This window comes from Enorma massiliensis phI (assembly GCF_000311845.1).
In the GTDB taxonomy this organism is placed as follows: domain Bacteria; phylum Actinomycetota; class Coriobacteriia; order Coriobacteriales; family Coriobacteriaceae; genus Enorma; species Enorma massiliensis.
Window position 1 is genome coordinate 556,633 of record NZ_HE978575.1, and the last position, 24,518, is coordinate 581,150.

A 24,518-nucleotide genomic window follows, 5' to 3' on the forward strand; every position below is an offset into this window, starting at 1 on the left:
TCATGATGTTTCAGGCCGATAAAAACTGCAGGTAGAAACCTTGGGCGAAGAATGCAATACCGGCTCTCCGCTGCTCGAAGCCCTCAAAATGGTTCGGCTGCCTTACCTTTTGCATAAAATCGGAGTATTCTAGCACGAACCACCTGATTGCACAGCGTGTTCGGGCGGGGACCTGCGAGGCATCGCGACCTCGGAGGAATGGAAGGGTAAGCCGGGCAGGCGCTCGGCGCGTCACGAGAGGAGCATCGCATGTCTATACTCGAGAACATGCAGAACGTTTCCATCAACCGCAGGAGCCTCGTCGCGGGTGCGGCGGGCCTTGGCCTTGCCGGTGTTCTCGCTGGCTGCTCCAACGAGGGTGACGGCTCTGGGGCCGGTTCCGCTTCCGGTTCCGCCTCGGGCAGCGCCTTCATGATCGGTGGCATCGGGCCTACCACGGGCGACGCCGCCATCTATGGCAACGGCGTGCGCATCGGCGCCCAGATCGCTATCGATGAGATCAACGCCGAGGGCGGCGACATCCAGTTCGATTACAACTTCCAGGACGACGAGAACGACGCCGAGCGCTCCGTCAACGCCTACAACAACCTCAAGGACTGGGGCATGCAGATCCTCATGGGCACCGTCACCACCGCTCCGTGCGTAGCCGTGTCCGCCGAGACCAACGCCGACAACATGTTCCAGATCACTCCTTCCGGCTCGTCGACCGACGTGATCGGCGGCCAGCCCGACGCGGACGGCAACATCGCCACGCCGCGCAAGGAGAACGTCTTCCAGATGTGCTTCACCGACCCCAACCAGGGCGCCGCGTCCGCTCAGTACATCTCCGAGCAGGGCTTGGGCACGAAGATCGCCATCATCTACAACAACTCCGACACCTATTCCACGGGCATCTATCAGAGCTTCATGTCCGAGGCTTCCGAGCTCGGTCTCGAGGTCGTGTCCGAGCAGGCGTTCACCAACGACTCCGCCACCGACTTCTCCGTACAGCTCAACGCCGCGCGTGACGCCGAGGCCGACCTGGTCTTCCTGCCCATCTACTACACGCCCATCTCGCTCATCCTCACCCAGGCGAACAGCATGGGCTATGCGCCCAAGTGGTTCGGCGTGGACGGCATGGACGGCCTGCTGACCGTCAAGGGCTTCGACACCTCGCTCGCCGAGGGCGCCATGCTCCTGACCCCGTTCGTCGCCACGGCCGAGGATGAGGCCACCAAGAGTTTCGTCGAGAAGTACCAGAGCGCCGATTACGGCGACGGCGAGACCCCGAACCAGTTCGCCGCCGACGCCTACGACTGCATCTACGCGCTGCGTGCCGCCATCGAGCAGTCCGGCGTGACCGCCGATATGGACTACTCCGACATCTGCGACGCGCTCGTCGAGACCTTCACGTCCGAGGACTTCTCCTTCACCGGTCTCACCACCGCTGGTGAGTCGGCTACCTGGTCCGATACGGGCGAGATTTCCAAGCAGCCCATGGGCATGGTCATTCAGGACGGCGTCTACATGCCGCTCGACGCGTAAGGGACCTTGCCCGAATCTCATTCGCAAGTCTGTTCTTGAGCGGAGATCGCCCGCCTTGCGGCGGTCTCCGCTTTTCACATGAAAGGAGGGGACATGGAGTTCCTCGCCAACCTCATCAACGGCATGAGCTTGGGCAGCGTCTACGCGATCATCGCACTCGGTTACACCATGGTCTACGGTATCGCCAAGATGCTCAACTTCGCGCACGGCGACATCATCATGGTGGGTGCCTACATCTGCTTCTGCGCCGTGAGCTACCTGGGGCTTCCCGTGATTGCGGGTATCCTGCTCTCCGTCGTGGGCTGCACAGTGCTCGGTATCGTGATCGAGCGGCTCGCCTACAAGCCCTTGCGCAGTGCCCCGTCGCTGAACGTGCTCATCACCGCTATCGGCGTGAGCTACTTCCTTCAGAATGCGGCGCTGCTCATCATGGGCTCCGATCCCAAGTCGTTCTCGATGATCCTGAGCCTGCCGGCGCTCCATCTCTTTGACGGGCGCCTCACCATCAGCGCCACGGCGGTGATCACCATCCTCGCCTGCGTTGCCATCATGGTGGCCCTCACCATGTTCACCGGCAGGACCAAGATGGGCAAGGCCATGCGCGCTTGCTCGGAGGACCGTGACGCCGCGCAGCTCATGGGCATCAACGTCAACTCGACCATCTCGATGGTCTTCGCCATCGGCTCGGGGCTCGCGGCCATCGCGGGCGTGCTCATGTGCGCCGCCTATCCCACGCTCATGCCCACGACCGGATCTATGCCCGGCATCAAGGCCTTCACCGCGGCGGTGCTCGGCGGCATCGGCTCCATCCCGGGCGCGGCGCTCGGCGGCGTGCTGCTCGGCATCATCGAGATCTTCGCGCGCGCCTACATCGGCACGCAGCTCGCCGATGCGGTGGTCTTTGCCGTGCTCATCGTGATGCTGCTCATCCGTCCGGCCGGCTTGCTCGGCAAGCCCGTGAACGAGAAGGTGTAGGTGATTCACATGGGTTTCATGCATCTCAAGCCGCAGACGCACTCGACCGTTATCACCTATGCGATCGTGGTCGTCGCGTTCATCGTGGTAACGCTCCTCGACGGGATGGGGCTCATCTCCAACTCCCTCTCCGGCCAGCTCGTGCCCATCTGCGCCTACGTGTCGCTCGCCGTATCCCTCAACCTCGTGGTGGGCGTCTCGGGCGAACTCTCGCTCGGGCATGCGGGATTCATGAGCGTGGGCGCCTTCACCGGCGTGATCGTGGCGGGGTGCTTGGCGCGCATGGGCGTCGAGTCCGAGCTTTTGCTCTTCGCGGGGTCTGCCGTCGTCGGTGCCGTCGTTGCGGGCATCATCGGCTTTTTGGTGGGCATCCCGGTCATGCGCCTGCGCGGTGACTACCTGGCAATCGTGACGCTTGCGTTCGGCGAGATCATCAAGAATCTGCTGAACAACTTCTATATCGGCGTGGACGATGCCGGTCTGCACTTCTCTATGACGGACAGCTCGTCGCTCGGCATGAGTCAGGGCACGATTCTCATCAACGGGCCCAAGGGCGCCGTGGGAATCGATAAGATCTCGACCTTTGTCTTGGGTGTCGTGGTGGTGCTCATCACGGTTGCCGTGGTCTTGAACCTCATGCACAGCCGCGACGGCCGCGCCATCATGGCTGTGCGCGACAACCGCATCGCCGCGGAGAGCGTGGGTATCAACACCACGAAGTACCGCCTCATCGCCTTCACCGTGGCGTCGGCCCTGGCAGGCATGGCGGGCGTTCTCTACGCCATGAACTATTCCACGGTCATCCCCTCGCAGTTCGATTTCAATCAGTCCATCCTCATCCTCGTCTACGTGGTGCTTGGCGGCATGGGCAACATTTCCGGTTCGATCATCTCGGCTGCGTTCCTCACCGTGCTTCCTGAGGTCCTTCGCCCCATCAACAACTACCGCATGCTTATCTACGCCGTGGTGCTCATCCTCGTGATGGTCGTGCCGCATACCAAGGTGTACCAGCGCGCGGCCGATGCGCTCCGCGAGCGGTTCCATAAGGCGGCGCCCAAGCCTGCTGCGGAAGGAGGCGAGGCCGATGAGTAAGCTCACCGATTTTGGCAAGCAGCGCCGTGAGACCACCAAGATGGTGCCGGTGCCGAGCGTCTCGATCATGCCCGAGCGCGACCTCGGGTCTGCGCCCGCTCTCGAGTGCCTGCACCTGGGCATTGAGTTCGGCGGCCTCAAGGCGGTCGACGACTTCAACATCACCGTCGGCCGTACCGAGATCTGCGGCCTCATTGGCCCCAACGGCGCCGGCAAGACCACGGTTTTCAACCTGCTCACCAAGGTGTACCAACCCACGCGCGGCACGATCATGGTCGACGGCAAGGACACCGCCGGCATGAACCCGGCCAAGGTGAACCAGCTGGGCGTGGCCCGAACCTTCCAGAACATCCGTCTCTTCAACACGATGACGGTCGAGGAGAACGTGATGGTGGGCCTGCACAACCAGCGTCACTGCGGCCTTGCCACGAGCGTCCTGCGCCTGCCGCATCATTGGAAGAGCGAGCGCTGGTACCAAGAGCGTGCCCTTGAGCTGCTCGACATCTTCGACATGACGGGGCTCGCCACCCATGAGGCCGGCTCGCTGCCCTACGGTGCCCAGCGCCGCCTGGAGATTGTGCGCGCGCTTGCCACGAATCCCAAGCTGCTGCTGCTCGACGAGCCCGCGGCGGGCATGAACCCGTCCGAGACGGCGGACCTCATGGAGAACATCGTCAAGATTCGCGATACCTTCCAGATCGCCATCATGCTCATCGAGCACGATATGAACCTCGTCATGAATATCTGCGAGGGCCTGTGCGTGCTCAACTTCGGAAAGATCATCGCGAAGGGCACACCGGAGGAGATCCAGCAGAACGAGGCGGTTATCGAGGCGTATCTCGGCAAGCAGAAAGGGGGCGAGGCGTAGATGCTCAGCGTGTACAACATCAACGTCTGGTACGGGGCGATCCATGCCATCAAGAACGTCTCCTTCGAGGTGAACGACGGCGAGACCGTGGCGCTCATCGGCGCGAACGGCGCTGGAAAGTCCACGACCCTAAAGACGCTCTCGGGCCTGCTGCGCTCCCGCTCCGGCTCCATCAAGTTCATGGGCGAGGACCTCATGCATATGCCTGCCGAGAAGATCGTGCAGAACGGCCTCGTGCACGTGCCCGAGGGGCGGCGCATCTTCCAGCAGATGACGGTCGAAGAGAACCTCGACATGGGCGCCTATACCCAGCCCAAGGAGAGTATCGCCGAGAACCTGGAGCGCGTGTATGCCCAGTTCCCGCGCCTGAAGGAGCGCCGCCGCCAGGTTGCCGGCACGCTCTCGGGCGGCGAACAGCAGATGCTCGCCATGGGCCGCGGCCTTATGGCGAACCCCAAGCTCCTCATGCTCGATGAGCCTTCGATGGGTCTCGCGCCCATTCTCGTGGAGCAGATCTTCGAGATCATCGAGTCGCTTCACGATGCAGGTACCACGATTTTGCTGGTCGAGCAGAACGCGCAGATGGCCCTTTCGGTGGCAACGCGCGGTTACGTGCTCGAAACGGGCAGGATCACGCTTTCTGGCACCGGCCAGGAGCTGCTGCATAATGACGATGTGAGGAAGGCATACCTGGGCGGGTAGACTCCCTACGGAAGCCCCGGTCCTCTTCTGAGCTGGTCCTCGGAACTCGGCTATGCCGAGTTCCTGCGGAATCGTTCAGAAGGGGACCGGGGCTTCCTGCGTTACCGCCAAGTCTGCGTGGGTTGGATGACGCTGGCTCGCTTGGAATCGAAAACCGAGTTCCTGCGTTGCCGCCCGGATTGCGGCTCAAATCATGCTGAATCGACGCGGACGTGGCGCGCGCGGACGTGGCGCGATGGCGCTTTCAACTTTTGGGCCTTTAAAGCGCACCGGCAAGTATCCCGGAAATGGGTGATTAATCTACCTGCGGATTTATGAGCCGCTGCAAGCCCTGTACTTAACCTTCCCTGTGTGGAGTGCCCAAAAGTAGCAAATACGTTGGAGAGCAGCTTCCCGTTCGGCGCGCGTTCCATATGAAGCGCGCAACGCGCCTGAGGTACGGGGTGTGCCGGCTTGCAGCGCTGAGGAGGCGCGACCCCGTTTCCGTTCCGTGGTACTCTGAGGGCATGGATCCATTGCGATTAAGGAGCCTGCCCTATGTCTCTTAGCTTGCTGCGCGAGTTCTGCGCCGAGAACTTCACCGATGTTCCTGCCGCCATTGAAGCCGGTGCGGACCGGATCGAGCTCTGCGACAATCTGGCGGTGGGCGGTACCACGCCTTCTGCTGGCGTGATCGGCGCCGCGACGGTTTACGCGCATGAGCACGGCGCGCGCGTCATGACCATGATTCGCCCCCGCGGGGGAGACTTCGTGTACGGGCCCGCTGAGCTCCAGATGATGCAATCGGATATCGAGACGGCTTGCCGGCTGGGCACCGACGGCATCGTTTTCGGCTGCCTTGAGCGTCGGGAGCACGGTTTCTGGCTCGATCTTTCCGCTATTGAGGCGCTCGTTGCCCGCGTTCGCTGGATGCAGGACCAGCGCGACTGGAGCGGTGTTCCGCGTGAGTTTGATCGCGAGGACCAGCGCATCGATATCACGTTTCATATGGCGTTCGATGAACTCGCTCCCGAGGACCAGTTCGAGGCCATCGACGTGCTCGTAAAGATGGGTGTAACACGCATCCTCACGCATGGAGGTCCCGCAGGCACTCCCATCGATGGCAACCTGCCTAGGTTGCGGGAACTCATCGCATACGCAAACGGGCGCCTGACCATTCTTCCCGGTGCCGGCATCACCTATGAGAACGCTACGCGCATTGCTGGCGAGCTCGGCGTGGACGAGGTCCATGGGACCAAGATCGTGCGCCTCGCATAGCGATTGCCGTGCGGCTGCCGCTCCGTCTGCCCGCGTATTTCGCGTCTGCTTATACCCCAGCGTCCGTCCGCCCTTTAGTGCCTGTCTGTGCATCAGCGCTTGTCAGCGCGCTGATGCTTGCTGACGAGTACATTGCTACATTCTGATCTCAATTGCTGGACTTGGACCCTACTCCAAGGTGTATGGTCGCGCTAAGGCATACACCTAAGGAGGCGCAGCATGGAGAACAAACAGGTCACAGCGGCAACGAACGGCAATGTCTACATCCCCATGAGCGAGCGCGATGGAGCGGAATCGGTCGTGTACTTCACGCGCGACCTTTCCGCCGAGGGCTTGCGTCGCATGTATGAGCGTGTTTCTGGCGGAATGACGGGCAAGGTGGGCATCAAGCTGCATACGGGTGAGGAACACGGTCCCAATATCATCCCGCGTCCGTGGGTTCGCGAACTTGTTGAGCGTGACCTGCCCGACGCCACGATCGTCGAGACCAACACCTATTATGCGGGCGACCGCGACACCACCGAGAAGCATCGCCATACGCTCGAGGTGAACGGCTGGACGTTCTGCCCTGTCGACATCATGGACGAAGATGGCGCGACGACGTTCCCGGTTTCGGGCGGCAAGTGGTTCAGCGAGATGCATGTGGGCAAAAACCTCGCGCACTACGACTCGCTTTTCGTGCTCACTCATTTCAAGGGTCACGCGATGGGAGGCTTCGGCGGTTCCGCAAAGAACATCGGCATCGGTTGCGCGGACGGAAAGATCGGTAAGAAAGAGATCCATGCGCATACCGGCGAGGGCCAATGGAGCATCGCGCAGGAAGAGCTCATGGAGCGTATGGTTGAGAGCGCAAAGGCCACGGTCGATCATTTTGGCGAGCACATTACCTTCGTGAACGTGCTGCGTAACATGAGCGTGTCCTGCGACTGCGAGGGTACAGCAGCTGCCCCCGTCGTTACCCCGAATATCGGCATCGTCGCGTCAACGGATATCTGTGCGGTCGACGCCGCATCGGTCGACCTGGTCTATGCCCTTAAGCCCGAGGAGCGCCACGACCTTGTGGAGCGTATGGAGAGCCGGCACGGCCTGCGCCAGATTTCCTACATGCATGAGCTCGGCATGGGCAACTGGCGCTATCGCCTTGTAGACATCGATCACGGCGACGCTGAGATTCAGCTTGCCGATGCCGTTGCAGGCGTCGTGCCCTTCGAGAGCTAACCGAGCGACGAAAGAACCGTCCTGAGCGAAAGTCGGTCGGACCAGATGAGAGCGTCTGGTCCGGCTGACTTATGTACATCTGGGGCGGCGGGGTAGTGCTGCCCTAGAAAAGTTGCCCTTGGCTATCTTATATGGCACAATCGTTGCATCATTTATGAGGGCGCAGATGCGCCGACGACGCCGAGGGAGGTTCCGTGGCAGCTCAGGTTCGCCTATGCAAGAAATGCTCTGGTATCAAGGCCAAAGACCTTAAAGGCGCCGTGGGTAAGGAAGATGTCCGCTGCGGCTGCTTCGGGGCGTGCAGAAAGAAGCACCCTGAACTTAAGGGCCGCGTGTACGTGCGGGTGAGGGGCGGCATCGTGTCGGCGGGCTCGAAGAAGAAGCTGCGCCGTTCCGTGGCGGAGGCGCTCGCCGAGTGATGGAGCTGCCGATGGGTGCCGCTGCGTGGCGAGGAGGAAGTGCGGGCCAGGTGATGAGAAGGCGGTGCCGTGCCATGGTGGAGGCGTCATCCGATCGATGAGGTCTGGCGGCGAGGAGCGCGCCTGGGCCTGTGGCGGCAGGGCCGCCCTACGCTGTTTCGGCCGAGGGCCCCAGCATGCTAGTATGGCAGGTGCTCAATGCAGGCACGCGGGGACGCTGCGGCATGCGGCGACCGAGCCTCATGCAAAAGATGCGTCCGGGAAAGGATGGGGCTTGGCGATGCGGCAACCCAATCAACCAGACCAGACGTCGTCGTGCGAGGTCTTGGCGCCACGCCAGATGGTCTCGGTGGGCGTTGCGCTCTTCTCTATGTTCTTCGGGGCGGGCAACCTGATCTTGCCGCCGCTTCTTGGCGTGCAGGCGGGGCAAGATGCGCTGCCCGCGCTCATCGGATTTTTCGTCGCGGGAGTAGGCCTGCCTGTGCTGGGCATCGTTGCCGTTGCCCTCGCGGGCACGGTGCGCGACCTCGCCACCCGCGTCCATCCGGTGTTCTCACGCGCCTTCGTCGCGGTGGTCTACCTTGCCATCGGTCCCTGCCTTGCCATACCGCGCACCTCTTCAACGGCGTATGAGATGCTTCTGCCGCTCCTTCCCACATCCGTGGACCCCGGCTTGATGCGCCTGGCGTTCTCGGTGGCGTTCTTCGTTCTCGCCTATGCGCTCGCCATGCACCCGGGACGCATCACGCGGCTTCTGGGTAAGATCACCGGCCCCCTGCTCATCGTGCTCATCATCGCGGTCGTGGGCTCTGCGCTCTTTTCCGAGGGCGAGCCGCTCGCGCCCGCCAGTGCCCCGTACGACGCAAACCCAGCCGTGCAGGGCTTTCTTACGGGCTACCAGACCATGGACCTGCTCGCGTCGCTCACCTTTGGTCTGGTGATCGCGACGAGCATCCGCGGCATGGGCGTGACCGAGCCCGCTGGCGTGACGCGCGAGGTCTGTCGCGCGGGCCTCATCGCCGGCGTGCTCATGATGCTCATTTACGGCGGTCTTGCCGTGGTGGGGGTTCGGTTGAGTGAATCGCTCGCGGGTGCTACGAACGGTGCCACGGTGCTCACGGCTTCTGCGACATTGCATTTCGGAACGGTGGGAACGGCGGTGGTCGCTGCCATATTCCTGCTGGCATGCCTGAACGTCTGCATCGGGCTCATCGGTTGCTGCGGTACCTACTTCTCGCAGGAGGTGCCGCGTATTCCGTATCGTGGATGGGCGCTTGCGTTCGCTCTCTTCTCGTGCATCGCCTCGAATGCGGGCCTCGACGCCATCTTGGCGTTCTCGGTTCCGCTGCTGAGCGCCCTGTACCCGGTGGCGATCGCGCTCGTGATCATGGGCATGTGCCATTCCGTGTGCGACCGCCTGCCCCAGATGTGGCCATGGGTGGTGGGAGTCGTTGCCGTGGTGGGCGTACTCGGGAGCGTGCGCGACGCCGTCGCTCCGGGCGCGTGGCTGCCCATCGATGCTCTGCCGCTCGCCTCTTGGGGGCTCGGCTGGGTCGTTCCGGCGATTGCGGCAGCGTGCATCGGCGCGCTGCATGCTAAGGTTTCCGCTCGTGGCGCGTGCCGGTAGGGTTGTTGCTTGGCGGCGGCGGGTACGCGCGGCGTTAGGTTGATGGGGGGGGGTCGATCATGCCGTTTTCGATCGTTCGCGATGACATCTCTCGCGTGCACGCAGACGTTCTGGTGAATGCCGCAAACGTGCGCTTGGCGCCGGGCGGCGGCGTATGCGGGGCGTTGTTCTCGGCTGCGGGGTTCGACGAGATGCGCGCGGCATGCGAGGCTATCGGAGGGTGCGCGACGGGAGATGCCGTGGCGACGCCCGCGTTCAACTTGCCTGCGCGCTGGTGCGTGCATGCCGTGGGGCCCATCTGGCGTGGCGGGAGAGCCCACGAGGAAGAGCTGCTGCACCGTTGCTACCGCAGCGCCTTCGCGCGCGCCGTGGAGCTCGGCGCCCGGTCGGTCGCGTTCCCGCTTATTTCGGCGGGCATCTATGGATTCCCCGTTGAGCGAGCGCTCGCTATCGCGCGCGAGGAAGTCGCTGCATTCCTGAGTCATCACGACGAGGTCGCGCTGACGCTCGTGGTGTTCGAGCGCGCGGTCGTCCAGATGGGCAACGCGCTCGTCGAGCAGGTTCAAGAGTATATCGATGACGAATACGTCGATTCGAGCTCCTTCATGCGGCGCGATATGGGTGAGCTTGAACGCGAGCTGCAGTGGACGGAGGATGCCTCTGCGCCGCTTTCTGTGGAGATGGCTGAGCCCGTCGCCCTGCCTGAATACCTCCAAGAGGACGATGCATCTATCGCGGCGCCGAGGCCGTTCGTTGCTGCAAACATTAGGATGCCGGGCGCTGCGATGTCAGGCGCGCCGTCGCGTGCCGGCGCTACGCTCGATGCGGAGATTGCCCAGCTGGTCGCTACGCTCGACGCACCGTTTTCCACGACGCTGCTCGCTCTCATCGATGCCCGGGGCATGACGGACGCCGAGGTGTACCATCGTGCGAACATCAGCCGTCAGCTCTTCTCGAAGATACGAGGAAATGAATCGTATCGCCCGTCCAAGCAGACGGTCGTGGCGCTCGCCATCGCGCTTGAGCTTGATATGAGTGCCACGCAGGACCTACTTGCTCGAGCGGGGTTCACGCTGTCGAAGAGCAGCAAGTTCGACGTGATCGTCCGCTTCTTCATAGAGCGCAGCATCTACGACCTCTTCCAGCTTAACGAAGTGCTGTTCGCCTACGACCTGCCGCTCGTCGGTTCGGTGTAGCCGCGTTCGGGCGGCGCCGGGGCACTTGGTGGGCGCCGGCGCACTCGGATGGCGCCCCGGGGCACTTGGCGGGCCGGGCGTTCGGGCGGCGCCGGGCGTTTCGCGGGCGCGTTCCGGGCACCTGCGCCAAATGTCGCCCGACGGTTGACCACCGGCGCATCGGCGCAGCGTACCCTTCACGGTGTCGGATAGTCGATGCCGTAAGGAGGCAACCATGGATAAGCGACACCTCGATCATAACGCCGGGCGCATCCGTTCGAACGCCTGCAGCGAGCCCGCCGCGCGACCCGAGCGCGCCAAGCATGATGAGCCCGCCGCGCGCACCGAGCGCACCAAGCATGATGAGCCCGCCGCGCGCACCGAGCTGATATTCATCCTCGATGCGAGCGGTTCGATGTCAGGGTTGGAAGACGACACCGTGGGAGGCTTCAATGCGATGCTTGCCGAGCACCGCGACGGGCCGGGCGAGGCCATCGTATCCACGCTCATATTCAACGATCATGCGCGCGTGCTCCACGACCGCGTGGGTGTCCGCAGCGTCGAGCCGCTCACGCGGAACGAGTATCGCTGCAGCGGCTGCACGGCGCTGCTCGACGCGGTGGGCGGGGCCATCGACCATGTCGACCTTGTGCAGCGCGTGCAGCCTGCGGGCTACGAGGCGGACAAAGTGCTTTTCGTCATCACGACGGATGGTATGGAGAATGCGAGCAGCCGCTACTCGTATCGCGAGGTAAAGCGGCTGATCGAGCGGCAGAGGGAGAAGGGCTGGGAGTTCATCTTCGTCGGGGCGAACATCGACGTTGCCCGCGAGGCGGAACGGCTCGGCATCGACCGCGACTGCGCCGTCGGATACGTGCACGATGAGGTCGGCACGAATGTGATGTATCGGGCGGCGTCGTGCGCAGCCCGCATGGTGCGGTGCAGCGAGCCGTTGGAGGCGGGTGTTTGGCGTCGCGAGCTCGAGGAGGACGTGCGCCGGCGCGGGTGCTAGCCGTCGCGCGATCCGCCCGCTTGCTCTCGGGACGCTCGTCCGCCATGGAACGTTGAGGGGCTCGCTCGCCACGGCGCGTCGTGAGCGAGAGCTCGCGCTGCGGTCCATGGGGAAAGGGCGCTCGCCACGGCCCGTTGAGGCATAGAGCGCTCGCGCGCACAACGGCCCCGTTGGGCGAAAGGGTGCCCGGTGCGCCGCGGCGCACTGCCTCGCGGCCCTATAATCCCGGTAAGGTTAGGGCGCACGGCGCAGATGAGGGGGCAATCATGTCGTACACCATCTACAACTTTCTCAACAACGACGATGTAAAGGTTTTGCACCAGGCGGGGCAATTCCAGGTTATCCAGTGGGACCGCGACCTGTCCGTTGCGCCCTGGAGCGCGCAGGAGGCGTGGTTCGCCTCGCAGATGGATGTGCGCCGTCGCCAGCTCGTCGCGACCCTCGATGGCCGCACGGGCGTGACCCTGCAGGCGGGGGCCATGCAGTGGACGGTCGGACAGATCCAAGCCAATACCGGCGTCAAGAGCGCGGGCGATCTCTTCGGAAAGATGGTGCGCGGCGCGGTGAGCCAGGATTCCATCATCAAGCCCGAGTATTCCGGCACGGGCATGCTCGTGTGCGAGCCCACCTGGCGCCACCTGCTCTTGCTCGATCTCTCGCAATGGGGCAATTCGATCGTGCTCAATGACGGCCTGTTCCTTGCGTGCGACAGCACCATTCGCCACGACTTGCAGCGTCGGTCGAATATATCGTCGGCCGTGGCGGGCAACGAGGGTCTGTTCAATCTGAGGCTCGATGGCACGGGCGTGGTCGCGCTCGAGTCGCCGTGCCCGCAAACCGAAGTGCTCTACGTCGACCTGCAAAGCGACGAGCTCAAGGTCGATGGCAACTATGCGCTCGCATGGACTTCGGGACTCGAGTTCGCGGTCGAGCGCTCCGGCAAGTCGCTCATCGGCTCTGCGGTGAGCGGGGAGGGACTGGTGAACGTGTACCGTGGTACCGGCCGTATCATGATGGCTCCCATGCAGCCGGCGACGAGCTATAACACGAACGCCGCCAATCCTACGGACTAGCGATACGGCGAGTGCTCGGCGAAGCATTGCGGGGCGCGGCGTGCTATGCGCGGCGCCCCGTTTTTTCATCTATCGCGCTCCTACTATGTTTCGCTGCAGCCCCTCAGCGGATTGCGCGCGCGGTTTTGGGTATCATGCTCCACAAACGTGCGCTGCGTGGTTCGGTGGGGATTCCTGCGTGTGGTTCGGCAGGGATTCCTGCGCGCGAGGGCGGTCCGGCACCCGATGGAGAGGGGATAGCATGGCGGCAGACGAGATCAAGCTCCTGGTCGACGTGGCAGAGGGCCGTGCACAGGCCGATACGCTATTCACCAATGCCCAGATCGTAGACGTCTACGGGCAGCGCGTGGTGCGCGGCCGTGTGGTGGTGGCAGATGGTGCGATCGCGGGAGTGCTCTTCGACGATCGCGACGGTGCTGTTCCCGATCCCCCTGCGGCGCAGGTCATCGACTGTGAGGGCCGCTATCTTGCCCCTGGTTTCATAGATGGCCACCTGCATATCGAATCCTCGAATGTGCGACCCGCAGAATATGCGCGCATGGCGCTCGCGCGCGGCACCACGACGGCCATCGCGGACAGCCACGAGATCGCGAACGTCTGCGGGCTCGACGGCCTCGCGTTCATGATCGAGGATGCTCGCCGCGTTCCACTCGATATCAAGTTCATGATGCCCTCGTGCGTGCCCGCGCTGCCCGACGAGCAGGCGGGTGCCTCCATCACCGCCGAGGATATGCGCGCGTTCATGGGCGAGCATCCGGGCGAGGTCTTCGGCTTGGGCGAGATGATGAACTATCCGGGCGTTGAGGCGGCGGATGCGGAGACCCTTGCGCGCATCGATGCCGCCGCTGCGACCGTTTCGGGCGTGGTGGACGGTCATGCGCCGCTCGTAGCCGGGGCGGACCTCAACGCCTATGTTGCAAGCGGCGTCATCGCCGACCATGAGTGCACCGGTCCCGAGGAGGCGCTCGATAAGCTTTCGCGTGGGATGTATATCATGCTGCGCGAGGGAACATGCAGCCATGATCTCGAGGCGCTGAGCCCCGTGGTGCTCGAGAACCCGCTTCGCGCGCGCCGCTGCTGCTTTGCCACCGATGACCGTGCGCCGTCGGATGCCCTCGCGATCGGCATGATCGACAATGCTTGCAGACTCGCGGTGGAGCGCGGCATCGATCCGGTGCTCGCCATCTCCATGGGCACGCTCTCCACGGCCGAGTGCTTCGGGCTCGATCACGGGCACGGCGGCCCGCTCGAGCATCGCGGCGCCATCGCGCCGGGCAAGCGCGCCGACCTGCTGCTGCTTGACGACCTTTCGTTCGAGCGTGCTCCGCATCGCGTGTATGCTGCGGGAAAGCTCGTTGCCGAAGACGGCTTGTTCGTGGGCGACGTTGCACCGGAGACCGCGCGCGTGCAGGAGCTCGAGGCGACGCTTCGCGGCTCCGTACGCCTGCCCGAGCTCTCGCCCGAGGTGTTCTCCTACGATTACCAGCCTGGAAGCGCGGTGATCGACGTGATTCCCGGCAATGCCATCACGGGGGCCGCGCATCCCGATTCTGGCGAGGGCCTCCGGCGCATCATGCTCATCGAGCGTCATGGCCGCGGCGTGGCCGCGCAAGCTGCGGGCGCGGACGGCACAGGCACTGCTGGATGCGGCCTTACGGGCACGCACATCGGGCGTGGATGGGTGCGCGGCTTCACCATCACCGGCGGCGCCATCGCCTCCACGGTGGGTCACGATTCCCATAACGTCTGCGTGGTGGGCGATAACCCGCACGATATGTTCGAGGCCGTGCGAAACGTGGGACAGGGCGGCTTTGTGCTCGTGCGCGACGGCGCGGTGGTCGCAAAGCTCGCGCTCCCGCTCGGCGGGCTCATGAGCGATGGCACGGCGGAAGACGTGGCCCGCGAGCACGATGCCTTCGTGCAGGCTGCGCGCGCTGCCGGCATCGAGCCCCCGCTCGATCCCATCATGGGCATGATCTTCCTCCCGCTTCCAGTCATCCCCACGCTCAGGATTCGCCCTGAAGGCGTTTTCGATGTCACGACCTTCACGTATGCAAGCTAATGCCGAAAGGAGCTCATGTTGATCCGCCTCATCGCCTCCGACATGGACGGTACCCTGCTTGACGAGCATAGCGAGGTTCCGCCCGAGACCTACGACCTCATTCTCGCCCTGCGCGAGAAGGGCGTGCACTTCGCTGCATCCTCGGGACGCCGCTTCGACCGGCTGTGCCAGTTCTTCGCACCCGTGAGAGACAAGATGGATTTCGTGGCCGCCAACGGCGCCCAGGTGTATGTGGATGGCGAGCTCGTGGATCGCGAGGTGTTCTCCCATCTGGGCATTCGCCGCTTGGCGAAGACCGTTGGTAAATTCGAGAGCTTGCACATGGCGCTTTTCGACGATGAGAAGTCGTTCCTGCTCGACGACGAGGATAAGTTCGTGCGCGAGATTGATAAGGACCTTCCCAACGCCGAGCGCATCTGGTATCTGCCCGGGCCCGATGTGAGCATTCTCAAGATCTCGATCTACTGCGAGGACGGGCATGTGATGGACTATGCCTACGCGCTCTCCCGCGAGCTGGGCGACGAGTTCCTATTCGCGCCCTCGGGCACGCACTGGATCGATGCGCTTCAGCGCGGCGTGAACAAGGCCACGGGCATCGAGCAAGTCATGGCGCACCATGGGATCACGCGCGACGAGGTGATGGCGTTCGGCGATTCGATGAACGACTACGAAATCATCCGGTTCGTGGGCACCGGTTGCGCGATGGCCAACGGCCGCCCCGCGCTCAAGGCAGTTGCCAACCGCGTGATTGGCTACAACTATGACCAGGCTGTGCAGGGCGAGATGCGGAAGCTCTTGGAGAGCTTGGGCTAGCGCGTTCGATTCGCGCTGCCGTGCTCGGTAGAGCGGATTAGAGCACGCGCGCCTTCTGCATGCACATGCGCTTCCGCTTCTGCTTCGGATCTGCTCTTATCTGAGCCCTACGTGCACGATGCGCGCGCCGATGAGCTCGGCGTCGCGCTCGTCGTGCGAAGCCATGACAACGATGCGCCCCCGTTCGCGCTCGCGGATGATGGCGGCGACGTGCTCCCGGGCGGCTGCGTCGAGTCCGTTGAAGGGCTCGTCCAGCAATAGTATTTCGTGTGGGGTGAGCAGCGCCCGGGCGAGCCCGATGCGCCGACGCTCGCCGCCTGAGCAGGTGCCCGCCGGGGCGAGTTGTCGCTCGCCGATGCCGAGGGCCTGGAGCAGGCTCGGGGCCTCGGCCCATGCAGGGCTCTCGGCAGGGAGCCCGATGCGCGCGTTCGCCAGCGCGCTCGCTTGGTCGGCAAGGCGGTCGTCTTGGAAGCTCATCGCGACGCGGGGGAGAGGTTCGCGATCGCATGGATCCCCGAACACGACGGATCCGTCGCCGGCTGTCTCGAGCCCGGCGATGATGCGCAGGAGCGTTGTCTTTCCCGAGCCGGACGGCGCCATGAGGCAGATCGGCTCGCCGCTGCGCGCCGAGAACTCGACGCCATTGAGGACGGGCGCGCCGCCGAACGCCTTCGATAGCCGCTCGATACACAAGCGATGCTCTGCATTCTGTGCGGCGGGCGCACCGGTTGCCAGCGCGTTGCCGACCGGCGACTCGGCTGTCGTTGTGCGCTCGATGCGACCGGCGCGTCCTGCCCGCCCGCAGGCAAGGGGCTCAATCCATGCGAGCGCCCCGCACAGGGCGGCTGTGCACGCGGCGCTCGCCAGCACCACGGCGAGCGTCACCGCGAAGAGCTCAGGCGTATCAAAGTAAACCTTCGCGTCGTAGATCGCTTCGCCGAGCGATCCTGCAGGTATGCCGATGACCTCGGCCGCAACTCCGGCTTTCCATGCGGTGCTGAGCCCGAGCGCAAGTGCGGTGCTCAGATAGGGGAAGAGCGTTGGCATCACGAGAAAGCGCAGGCGGCGAACAGGCGGGACATGGTAGAGCCTGGCCGCCTCTTCCAGCTTGCCGTCCGTCGCGCGCAGCCCCTGGAGGACGTTCTCGTATACGATGGGCAGCACCACGAGCAGCACGACGAGCACGGCGAGGTTGGCGGCGCGCAGCCAGATGAGCGCGAGCACGGTGATGGACGCCACGGGCACGCTCTTTGCGAGCGCCATGAGGGGCGCGAGGAGCTCTTCTACGATGCGCCAGCGCGCGCCGGCGAATGCCCCGACCGTGCCGCATGCCGCTCCGAGCGCGAAGCCGCCCGCAATGCGCACGAGGGAGAACCCCACGCGCGCCCAAAACGCGGGTTGGGGCACCATCTCGACGAGGCGCGCAAGCACGGCGGCGGGTCCCGGCAGCAAGAGCTCGCTTCCCAGGGCAATCGCGGCAAGCTGCCAGATCGCGAGCCAGAAGGCGCCGGCCCAGAGAGTCGGGCGGCGGCTTGGGCGCTCGCCCTTTGCGCCGGTGCGCCCTTCGCGTTCCGTGTGCTCGGATGTCTGCCGCTTGCTCATGGATCTAGATATGCTCGGCTAGGCGCCGTAGCAGAAATCGTCGCCCGGCATCGCGCCGCCCACGGAGGCGGGGTCGGCGTCGTAGAGCGTCTGGAGATACCCGGTGAGCGCTCCCGCCATCTCCGCGCCCGTCATGCAGACGATGTTGCAGTAGGGGATGGCCCGCTCTGCCACCTGCGCGGTCACGATATCGGCTGCCTCGATGAGCTGGGCCGCCGCCGAGGGGTCGTCGTTCACGAAGTCGACGGATGCGGCGTAGGCATCAAGGAGCTCTTCGACCGCCGCCGGGTGCTCGCTCGAAAATGCGCTCCGAGCCACGGCTACGCCGGTGATGAGCTGCGAGTCGCCGCCGTTGGCAGCGACGGTTTCGTCCCAGACCTCGGTGAGGTCGAGTGCGATGCGCGCGCCTTCCACCTTGGCGAGCGCGCTCGTGGCGAAGGGCTGGGGGAGCATGCAGACGATGGACGGGTCGGCTTGGAGCGCTGCCAGGCACTCGGCATGCTCGCTCGCCCATTGGATGGTCACATCCGTTTCGGGGTCGATGCCGTTTTCGCGCAGCAGGTACTCAAGCGCGTACTGCGGGGTCGAACCGCGGCCGGCGGAATAGATGGTGCGGCCAGCGAGGTCGGTGATGTCGTGGATGGTCTCTCCTGCTTCCACGATGTCGAGCACGCCGAGGGTGTTCACGCAGAGTACCGTTACCGCCCCTTCGGTCTTCTGATAGAGCGTGGCGGCGAGGTTCGCGGGCACGCACAACACGTCGAGGTCGCCCTGGATGAGCTGCGGAGCGAGCTCGTCGGCAGAGCCCGCGAGCGTGAACTCGTAGTCGTTCTCGAGCGCTCCGATGCCGGCGGGGTCGGTGCCCACGGGGGTATCGGTTGCGACGGCATCGCCCGATGAGCCGTCGTCGGTGGCCGCAGCATCACTTGCTGCGAACATGCTCGCGGCGTCCATGAGCCCGACGAGGCCCATGCCCGTAGGCCCTTTGAGCGCTCCGATGCGCACGGTGGTGGGCTCTGCGCCCTCGCTCGAAGAGTTCATCCCGCTGCCGGCGTTCGACCCACCGTCCGTATTTGAGCTGCAGCCGGTGATGCCCAGACCGATGGCGATGGTGGCGAGCCCGCTGGCGAAAGCGCGACGCGTGATGGTGGCATGGTGCTGCTGTTGCGTGGTGCCCATGGAAACCCCCAGAATTTGTGTGATGAGCGCGGATACCTACCACTATATCAGTGCGGAATCGAATGCGCTCCCCGCGCGTGCGCGACGGGGCCGATATGGTTTCGCCTCGATGACTTCACGCTTTCTACCTGCGTATACAACATTTCACCCATGCCGTACGACAGACGGTCTTCGCTTTGTCTGCCATGCTGATGCCGTGATGCGTTCCGTGTGTTTGCGGGATGAGGGGGCGCGGGATGGAAAGGCTTGGGATGCTGAGGGGAGTGCGCATGGCTAGCGTGGGTGCGTTCGTGCTCATCAGGCACATGCTTCGCCTGATATGCGGGAGGCGGTTCGCGCTCATCACCGTCGCGATGGCGATCGTTGTGGCGTACCAACTGACTGACGACTTATCCATCTCATACGGCACGGTCGGTGCGGATAGCCTACTCGGCGTCGACCTGCCTCCGCTTTTCATGGCGGCGATGACGATGGGCGGTTCGGAGGCGTTCGCGTTGCTGCTTCCCCTTGCTTTACTTGCCGATAGCGCGTGGAGCTTCAAGAACGGGTACCTCAGCCTTCTCGTAGCCAAGGGTGTCGACCCGGTTCGCTTGTCGCTTTCCTGCATGGTTGCACTCATGATTGCGACGATGCTGTCGTTCGCCGTGGTCGCTCTCGTAACCGGCGCCGTTTGCGCGCTGGTATGCAGCGGCTCGTTCGAAACGGGGCTCATCAACATGGCGGACACCGACTTCGCGCCGATGCTCTCGTGGGGCGCTGCGGGGAGCGCAGGGCTCATCGCACTGCAGCTCGTGAGCTGCCTTGCGATTGCGACGATGACGGGGTCCATCGCGCTCGCTGTCCCCCGCCCGATTTTCGCCATGGTTTTCTGGCCGGCGCTTTGGGCGATACAGCGCTTTACCCCAGTGGGCAGCGCGTTATGGTCGTGCAGCTTGCCCAGCACGTGGGCCCCACCCGATCTCTTCGGGTTCATCGCGGGCCTTCCTCTGGGGGACGCTCGCCTGGTTGTGCCCTATCTGCTCGATGTGCTGCTCGTTGCGGTCGCGATGGTAGCAGTAAGCGTAGGTGCTGCCGCAATGGTTCACGGCAGCGTTGCTCGGGATCGGAGGTGGGCGCTATGGCGGAAATCATGCGTCTAACGGCTTATGAGCTTGAGCGCACGCTAACCTTGCCGCGCACGGCGCTCGTGTTCGGCATACTGGTTGCGATTGTTCAGGCATCGCTTGCTGTCATCGATACCGTGGCGATGCAGCAGGCGTACGAGGGTGCATCTGTGCTCGCCGGCGCAACCGCGTTCGACACGTTTTACATGGCGCTCAACGTCGAGGCGAGCACTACGCTCCCCATCGCATGCATCGTGCTCGCCGGTGACCTTATCTCGCGCGATGCGCATGAGAGCAGCCGCTTGCTTATCGTGTCGCATTGCACGAGGCGTTCGTCCTATGCGGCCGCGAAGGTGCTCGCTGCGTTCGTACTCTGCTCCGGGTGCGTCGTCGCGCTATTCGCGCTTTCACTTGCGATGGGCGCACTGCAGCGGGGACTACCGCTCGGTGATGGAAGCGTTCCTGCGTGGTTGTTGACGCGCGGGCCGGAGTATACGACGTGGGGCATGTGGAGCCCCATACCCGCTGGCTGGTCATATCCTGCCGTGCTCGCGGCGCTCGTGGGCGCGTTTTCCATCATCGAGACATCGATTGTGCTCGTCGTCATGGCTTTCGGCGTGCGGTGCCGCACCCGGTTGGCGCCTATCGTGGGCGGATGCCTCGTCGTGGTGCTGCTCAACATGCTCGGCGATATCGGGTCATCGATTGCGGTCGCGTTTGGCTTGGAGGGCGGCCGGAGTGTTGTGGGATGGGTTGCCGATCGGTTCAGCCTCGCCAACTACCGGCTTGGCGCCGGGTTCTTCCAGACGCAGGCAGGGCAGCTGGCGGGGGAGGCGATTGCTGCGGCAGAACACACGGAATACGTGGACATGACATTTCCCATCAACAGCTTCGCCCAGCTCACGGCAATGATCGGTGCGATGCTTATCGCCTCGTGCGCGGTGCTCTCGGCATCGTTGCGCAACGCGGGGCTGCCAGGATTCAAGCGCCGTGTGCGGCACGGGAAGGGATGAGGATATGAGACCGTTGGGAAAGCACGCGCGCACAGCGGGGGCGGCGGTGCGCGCGACCGTCGCACCCGGTGCTAGCCGCGCGTCCGGCGCCGGCATCGCGGACGTCGCGCCCGACGTGCGACAGGGTATCTGGCTCAAGGAAATCGGAGTTTCCTTTCGTGGGGCGGTTGTGCTCGATGGTGTCGCTTTCACCGCATCGCCTGGTCAGATCGTCGGCCTTATGGGGCCGAACGGCACCGGCAAGACGACGCTCATCAACGTGCTCGCAGGGCTGCTGTGTCCCCAGCGCGGCGTGGGGTCCATATGCGGCGCGCCATTAGGCGGGCGGAAGCGTGTGCCCTGCGGCATCATATTCGAGCACCCGCCGTTTGACGACGACCGTACCGGTGCTGAAAACCTTCGCAGCCTCGCGCGCCTCGCTGGGATGTCGCCGCAATCGGCGGAGACGGCGGCGCGCGATGCCATGGCGCGCGTGGGCCTGAATCCTGGCTCGCGCACGCGGGTGGGGCGCTACTCGCAGGGTATGCGGAAGCGGCTGGGCTTTGCCCAAGCCATGCTCGGCAAGCCGGCTCTCTATCTGCTCGATGAGCCGATGAACGGGCTCGATCCGCTCGCGGTCATAGAGATGCGCGCCGCGCTCCGCCACCTCGCGGCGACCGGGGCAATCGTGGTGGTTTCGAGCCATCTGCTGCATGAGCTCTCGCTCGTGTGCGACAAGGCGTATATGCTTATCGATGGGTCGTGTTTTGAGGTGACGGATGTCGAGCATCTTGAGAGCGTGTATGTCGAACATGCTGCTGCGTATGCGAGATAAGGCTTGCGATGCCCGTTTGCGCCGGTGCCGCATGCCGATGGCGGTCTCGCGCGCCGCGTTCTGTCTCCTCGCGATCGTTGCGATGACCGGTCTTTGGGGCTGGTCGTTCGAGCCTTTTGCGATCGTCGGCTGGAATGCCGGCCTCCCCGTGATTTCTTGGCTGTCGTGCGCCGATGTTGCCGGGCTTCTCATGCTTGCCTTGTTGGCGGCATGGTGGCTTGCCGCTCCAGCTCGCCGGGCCCTGTTCCGTTTCGGCATGCGGCTTTGGAAGAGCGACCTTCTTGTCGTGCTGCCTGCGGTTATCCTCCTTCTACGCGGAAGCGCGCTATGGGGATCGCTCTTCCTGCTTGTTGGATGCGCGCTGTGGCTGCCTCTCGCGGTCTCGCTTTTCTCGTGCGATGCTGGGAGCGCGTGTTTGGGCGCGGGGCAGGGGAAAGATGAGGCGTTTGAAGTGCCGCCGCATTTGCCGGTGAGGCGCTCGCCGCTCGTGGCTTGCTGCATCTCCCTTTTGGTCGTCTCTCTCTATGCTGCGATGCTATCAAGCGCGCGGGTATACGTCGATGGGGTTGTCCAGTGGGCCTCTCCCGACCTGCATGTGGTCGCAGCGTGGTCCGCCGTGTGCTGCTGGTGCGCGGTCGCCGCGTTGGCGTATATCTGCCGCGTTCCCCATTGGCGCGGCGCGCTCATCCTGCCCGTCTTCTCTGCATGCGGCTCATGGATGCTGGGCGGGGTGCCCTTGGGAGCGTCCCTCGCCTCCTTTGGGGCGTCGCTTGCATTTGCGGCCGTCGCGTGCATCTGGCTGTTCGCGATGCACCGTCTTTCCGCGTCTGCAGACGGCCAAAGCGCGGGTGCGGCCTTTCTACCGGTCGGCGTCGTGCTTTCAACCTCATTGGCACGGTCGTTCGCGATGGGGGCGAATGAGCCCGCGACGTTGCTGGTATTCGAAATCTCCGGCATGGTGCTCCTTATCGTCCAAGCGGTTTGGATGCATTCGAGAGCTGGCATGGGCGGGGCAGATGGGGCTCGCGTTCCGTCCGATTGCGGCCAAAAAGATGGTGGGAATTCGGCACCTGGCCGGCTTCTCGATAGCAAGGCCGCCGAAGTGCGGGACGCATGCGCCCGGCTCGCTCGGCATCACGACTTCACTCCGCGAGAAGAGGCGGTCGTTTCTGCCATGGCCGAAGGACGCTCCCTTGCGCAGATCGCCCAGGCGGAGGGCATAACGAAATCCACGGCTGGTACCTATGCCGCACGAGCTTATGTAAAACTCGGCGTTGCATCGCGTGCCGAGGCGCTCGAGGCGGTGCGGCGAGAGGCCGCTGCGGGCGCGCGCCAGGAGGCTCGCGCGTGCATCGAAGCTGGCGGGGCGACGTTCGCCGAGGGGCGGGGCACGGCGAATGCTGCCGCGGGGGAGGGGGCGCCGCATACCGCCGAGGATGCGGCGAGTCCACCGCTGCTGCATGAGATTGTCGTGCGCTTGCATGGCAAACGCGTCTTTGCGGCTTTGAGTCTCATGAGTTGGTCGCTCCTTGCTGAGGCCCTCGTCCTGTCTTGGTTGGGCTCTGCTCAATCGTTTTGGTCGCTTCATGGGGAAGCGGCTCCCCTCATGGCCCTGCTGGTGATGATTGCTACCCTCACGTGGACGGGCGTGGGAGATAGTCGGTCGAGCACGGCTTCTCGAGGAGTTTGCGGCGGAGCGTTAGGGAGCGCCTCGCCCGTCCGTTCGCCTCGTATAAACGCTTCGGGCGTGATGTGGCTGCAGGTCGTCGCAATACTGGTCTTTGCGGCGCTTGCTTTCGCTCCGGGCGGGTTGAGTTGGGCCGCAGTGCATCGCATTGGGAGGGGCACGGTTGCCCTCGTAGCCTGTATCTCGGGGTTTACTGCGGTTGCGCTTGCGTTCCATGCGCTTTGGAGCCTGTGGCGCGATGCCCTGCCGCTGCGGGAGCTCGTTGCTGTTCCCATGGCATCATCCCTGGCGTTCGGGTGCTCCGTTTGCTTCGATGCGCTGGTGCCGGTTGTGCTCAGCTGCGGTGTTGTCTGCATTGCTGCCATGGTGGTCCACGCGTGCTCGTGCGCGTCTGCCCCCGCTTCGTCCATACCTGGGGAAAGCGTTCCGCATGGCGGGGATCCTCGAACTTCGCCGCGGGCCTTCTCGCTTCGCATCGGTCTCGTGCGCGGCGCGGCTCTGGTGGTGGCAGGTATGTCCTGCGGTATGCTCTTCCAGCTGCTGAACGGGTCGTATACCGCCTTGCATCCATGGCGCCTAGCGTCGTCGCTCGCATGGCATCTTGCCCTGCACGGCACGACGCTTTCGGCTGTGCTGTATGCGTCGATGCGGGCAATGCGCTTCGCCCAACGTGCAGGGCGGTCTCTGCTCGACGTGGTCTCTCCCATTGCCATGCCGTGGCTTCTTGGCTTTGGGTGCAGCAGCGGCGTGCTCGTCGATGTGCTGCTCCAGCCGCATGGTTCCGTTCGCTCGGTTATCGCGTTGGTCGCTATCGGTATGGTTTGCGGCGCGTGGGCGCTTGCGAGTACGATAGCAAGCTATCGGCGGCGCCTGGCGTTTTCGCGGCGTACTGCTGGGTTCCTCGACCAAGCGCTTGAGGGTTCGGGGCTGACCGATGCCGAGTGCGTCGTGCTCGGGTACCTGTTCCGAGGGTTCACGGCGGCGGGTATCGCGCGCGAGCTCACGGTGAGCTTGAACACCGCCCGAACCCACGTGCGGCACGTATACGCAAAACTCGGCGTTCACGGTCGCTCGGAGCTCTTCGATGCCGTAGAGCGCCGCCTCGAGCGCTATGAGGAGCGTCTCTAGGCTGAGGGGCATTCCTGTCGAAGAGTGAATCGTAGACACCAGGCGTCTACGATTTCATACGTGCGTGAGGCGCTGAGACCGGGTCTCAGCGCCTCGCATTCTCGTTTGAAGCGGTGCCAAGAGCACGGCGGGATACGTTCGAGGTCGCGCCCCTTGTTCGCAAAGCGTCGCACAA

The 24,518-nt window shown here is 64.1% G+C and carries 20 protein-coding genes; 18 read left to right on the top strand and 2 right to left on the bottom strand.

What is annotated here, in order from left to right; all coding sequences use genetic code 11:
• The first annotated feature begins 249 nt into the window (after window positions 1–249).
• From HGEM_RS09095 to HGEM_RS09160, 14 genes are all read left to right on the top strand, one after another.
• Window positions 250–1,524 carry an ABC transporter substrate-binding protein gene (locus HGEM_RS09095; RefSeq protein ID WP_019129125.1) on the top strand — a complete coding sequence of 425 codons (1,275 nt, stop codon included), beginning with the start codon at window positions 250–252 and terminating at the stop codon, window positions 1,522–1,524.
• A gap of 93 nt (window positions 1,525–1,617) precedes the next feature.
• Window positions 1,618–2,499 (top strand): branched-chain amino acid ABC transporter permease, encoded by an 882-nt coding sequence (locus tag HGEM_RS09100; protein ID WP_019129126.1) that lies wholly within the window; start codon window positions 1,618–1,620, stop codon window positions 2,497–2,499.
• Between the two features lie 9 nt (window positions 2,500–2,508).
• Window positions 2,509–3,591 carry a branched-chain amino acid ABC transporter permease gene (locus HGEM_RS09105; protein ID WP_035101978.1) on the top strand — a complete coding sequence of 361 codons (1,083 nt, stop codon included), beginning with the start codon at window positions 2,509–2,511 and terminating at the stop codon, window positions 3,589–3,591.
• The gene (locus tag HGEM_RS09110) at window positions 3,584–4,459 is read left to right on the top strand and encodes an ABC transporter ATP-binding protein (RefSeq protein ID WP_019129128.1); all 876 of its coding nucleotides are present in this window, start codon (window positions 3,584–3,586) and stop codon (window positions 4,457–4,459) included. The genes HGEM_RS09105 and HGEM_RS09110 overlap by 8 nt, the downstream gene beginning before the upstream one ends.
• Window positions 4,460–5,161 (top strand): ABC transporter ATP-binding protein, encoded by a 702-nt coding sequence (locus HGEM_RS09115; protein ID WP_019129129.1) that lies wholly within the window; start codon window positions 4,460–4,462, stop codon window positions 5,159–5,161.
• 537 nt (window positions 5,162–5,698) lie between these two features.
• Window positions 5,699–6,418, top strand: coding sequence for a copper homeostasis protein CutC (locus HGEM_RS09120; RefSeq protein WP_019129130.1), 720 nt, complete (start codon window positions 5,699–5,701; stop codon window positions 6,416–6,418).
• Window positions 6,419–6,637: 219 nt separating this feature from the next.
• Complete coding sequence (locus tag HGEM_RS09125) at window positions 6,638–7,636, top strand: DUF362 domain-containing protein (RefSeq protein ID WP_019129131.1); 999 nt, start codon at window positions 6,638–6,640, stop codon at window positions 7,634–7,636.
• A gap of 194 nt (window positions 7,637–7,830) precedes the next feature.
• Complete coding sequence (locus HGEM_RS09130; RefSeq protein WP_019129132.1) at window positions 7,831–8,055, top strand: hypothetical protein; 225 nt, start codon at window positions 7,831–7,833, stop codon at window positions 8,053–8,055.
• A gap of 280 nt (window positions 8,056–8,335) precedes the next feature.
• Entirely contained in the window at window positions 8,336–9,682 is a 1,347-nt protein-coding gene (gene brnQ, locus HGEM_RS09135) for a branched-chain amino acid transport system II carrier protein (protein WP_051008511.1), read from the top strand.
• A 59-nt stretch (window positions 9,683–9,741) separates the two neighbouring features.
• Window positions 9,742–10,878 carry a macro domain-containing protein gene (locus HGEM_RS09140; protein WP_019129134.1) on the top strand — a complete coding sequence of 379 codons (1,137 nt, stop codon included), beginning with the start codon at window positions 9,742–9,744 and terminating at the stop codon, window positions 10,876–10,878.
• A 214-nt stretch (window positions 10,879–11,092) separates the two neighbouring features.
• A complete protein-coding gene (locus tag HGEM_RS09145) occupies window positions 11,093–11,869 on the top strand; it encodes a vWA domain-containing protein (RefSeq protein WP_019129135.1) in 777 nt (258 codons plus the stop codon).
• Window positions 11,870–12,135: 266 nt separating this feature from the next.
• Entirely contained in the window at window positions 12,136–12,942 is an 807-nt protein-coding gene (locus HGEM_RS09150) for an AIM24 family protein (protein ID WP_019129136.1), read from the top strand.
• A gap of 241 nt (window positions 12,943–13,183) precedes the next feature.
• Window positions 13,184–15,004 (top strand): adenine deaminase, encoded by a 1,821-nt coding sequence (locus HGEM_RS09155; protein WP_019129137.1) that lies wholly within the window; start codon window positions 13,184–13,186, stop codon window positions 15,002–15,004.
• A gap of 18 nt (window positions 15,005–15,022) precedes the next feature.
• Window positions 15,023–15,817, top strand: a complete 795-nt coding sequence (locus HGEM_RS09160) for a Cof-type HAD-IIB family hydrolase (RefSeq protein WP_035101983.1) — start codon at window positions 15,023–15,025, stop codon at window positions 15,815–15,817.
• Between the two features lie 96 nt (window positions 15,818–15,913).
• On the opposite strand, the gene HGEM_RS09165 is transcribed toward HGEM_RS09160, so the two are convergent.
• Window positions 15,914–17,419 (bottom strand): ATP-binding cassette domain-containing protein, encoded by a 1,506-nt coding sequence (locus HGEM_RS09165; RefSeq protein ID WP_019129139.1) that lies wholly within the window; start codon window positions 17,417–17,419, stop codon window positions 15,914–15,916.
• Between the two features lie 18 nt (window positions 17,420–17,437).
• Window positions 17,438–18,598: an ABC transporter substrate-binding protein gene (locus tag HGEM_RS09170; RefSeq protein ID WP_019129140.1), complete on the bottom strand. Its 1,161-nt coding sequence runs from the start codon at window positions 18,596–18,598 to the stop codon at window positions 17,438–17,440.
• A 269-nt stretch (window positions 18,599–18,867) separates the two neighbouring features.
• Between HGEM_RS09170 and HGEM_RS09175 the strand changes: the two genes are divergently transcribed.
• Genes HGEM_RS09175 through HGEM_RS09190 form a run of 4 tightly spaced genes read left to right on the top strand, consistent with a single transcriptional unit; the run spans window position 18,868 to window position 24,343 of the window.
• Window positions 18,868–19,737 (top strand): hypothetical protein, encoded by an 870-nt coding sequence (locus HGEM_RS09175; protein ID WP_154646837.1) that lies wholly within the window; start codon window positions 18,868–18,870, stop codon window positions 19,735–19,737.
• Window positions 19,716–20,714: a hypothetical protein gene (locus HGEM_RS09180; RefSeq protein ID WP_019129142.1), complete on the top strand. Its 999-nt coding sequence runs from the start codon at window positions 19,716–19,718 to the stop codon at window positions 20,712–20,714. The genes HGEM_RS09175 and HGEM_RS09180 overlap by 22 nt, the downstream gene beginning before the upstream one ends.
• A 4-nt stretch (window positions 20,715–20,718) precedes the next feature.
• Entirely contained in the window at window positions 20,719–21,528 is an 810-nt protein-coding gene (locus HGEM_RS09185) for an ABC transporter ATP-binding protein (protein WP_019129143.1), read from the top strand.
• A 31-nt stretch (window positions 21,529–21,559) separates the two neighbouring features.
• Window positions 21,560–24,343, top strand: coding sequence for a LuxR C-terminal-related transcriptional regulator (locus HGEM_RS09190; protein WP_195891261.1), 2,784 nt, complete (start codon window positions 21,560–21,562; stop codon window positions 24,341–24,343).
• Window positions 24,344–24,518 lie beyond the last annotated feature (175 nt).

Coding starts and splice junctions, on each gene's coding strand:
- HGEM_RS09110 (WP_019129128.1), top strand. CDS start 3,584: ATGAGTAAGCTCACCGATTTTGGCAAGCAGCGCCGTGAGACCACCAAG.
- HGEM_RS09180 (WP_019129142.1), top strand. CDS start 19,716: ATGGCGGAAATCATGCGTCTAACGGCTTATGAGCTTGAGCGCACGCTA.
- HGEM_RS09100 (WP_019129126.1), top strand. CDS start 1,618: ATGGAGTTCCTCGCCAACCTCATCAACGGCATGAGCTTGGGCAGCGTC.
- HGEM_RS09140 (WP_019129134.1), top strand. CDS start 9,742: ATGCCGTTTTCGATCGTTCGCGATGACATCTCTCGCGTGCACGCAGAC.
- HGEM_RS09120 (WP_019129130.1), top strand. CDS start 5,699: ATGTCTCTTAGCTTGCTGCGCGAGTTCTGCGCCGAGAACTTCACCGAT.
- HGEM_RS09115 (WP_019129129.1), top strand. CDS start 4,460: ATGCTCAGCGTGTACAACATCAACGTCTGGTACGGGGCGATCCATGCC.
- HGEM_RS09175 (WP_154646837.1), top strand. CDS start 18,868: ATGGCTAGCGTGGGTGCGTTCGTGCTCATCAGGCACATGCTTCGCCTG.
- HGEM_RS09190 (WP_195891261.1), top strand. CDS start 21,560: ATGCCGATGGCGGTCTCGCGCGCCGCGTTCTGTCTCCTCGCGATCGTT.
- HGEM_RS09170 (WP_019129140.1), bottom strand. CDS start 18,598: ATGGGCACCACGCAACAGCAGCACCATGCCACCATCACGCGTCGCGCT.
- HGEM_RS09185 (WP_019129143.1), top strand. CDS start 20,719: ATGAGACCGTTGGGAAAGCACGCGCGCACAGCGGGGGCGGCGGTGCGC.
- HGEM_RS09125 (WP_019129131.1), top strand. CDS start 6,638: ATGGAGAACAAACAGGTCACAGCGGCAACGAACGGCAATGTCTACATC.
- HGEM_RS09165 (WP_019129139.1), bottom strand. CDS start 17,419: ATGAGCAAGCGGCAGACATCCGAGCACACGGAACGCGAAGGGCGCACC.
- HGEM_RS09155 (WP_019129137.1), top strand. CDS start 13,184: ATGGCGGCAGACGAGATCAAGCTCCTGGTCGACGTGGCAGAGGGCCGT.
- HGEM_RS09105 (WP_035101978.1), top strand. CDS start 2,509: ATGGGTTTCATGCATCTCAAGCCGCAGACGCACTCGACCGTTATCACC.
- HGEM_RS09095 (WP_019129125.1), top strand. CDS start 250: ATGTCTATACTCGAGAACATGCAGAACGTTTCCATCAACCGCAGGAGC.
- brnQ (WP_051008511.1), top strand. CDS start 8,336: ATGCGGCAACCCAATCAACCAGACCAGACGTCGTCGTGCGAGGTCTTG.
- HGEM_RS09145 (WP_019129135.1), top strand. CDS start 11,093: ATGGATAAGCGACACCTCGATCATAACGCCGGGCGCATCCGTTCGAAC.
- HGEM_RS09150 (WP_019129136.1), top strand. CDS start 12,136: ATGTCGTACACCATCTACAACTTTCTCAACAACGACGATGTAAAGGTT.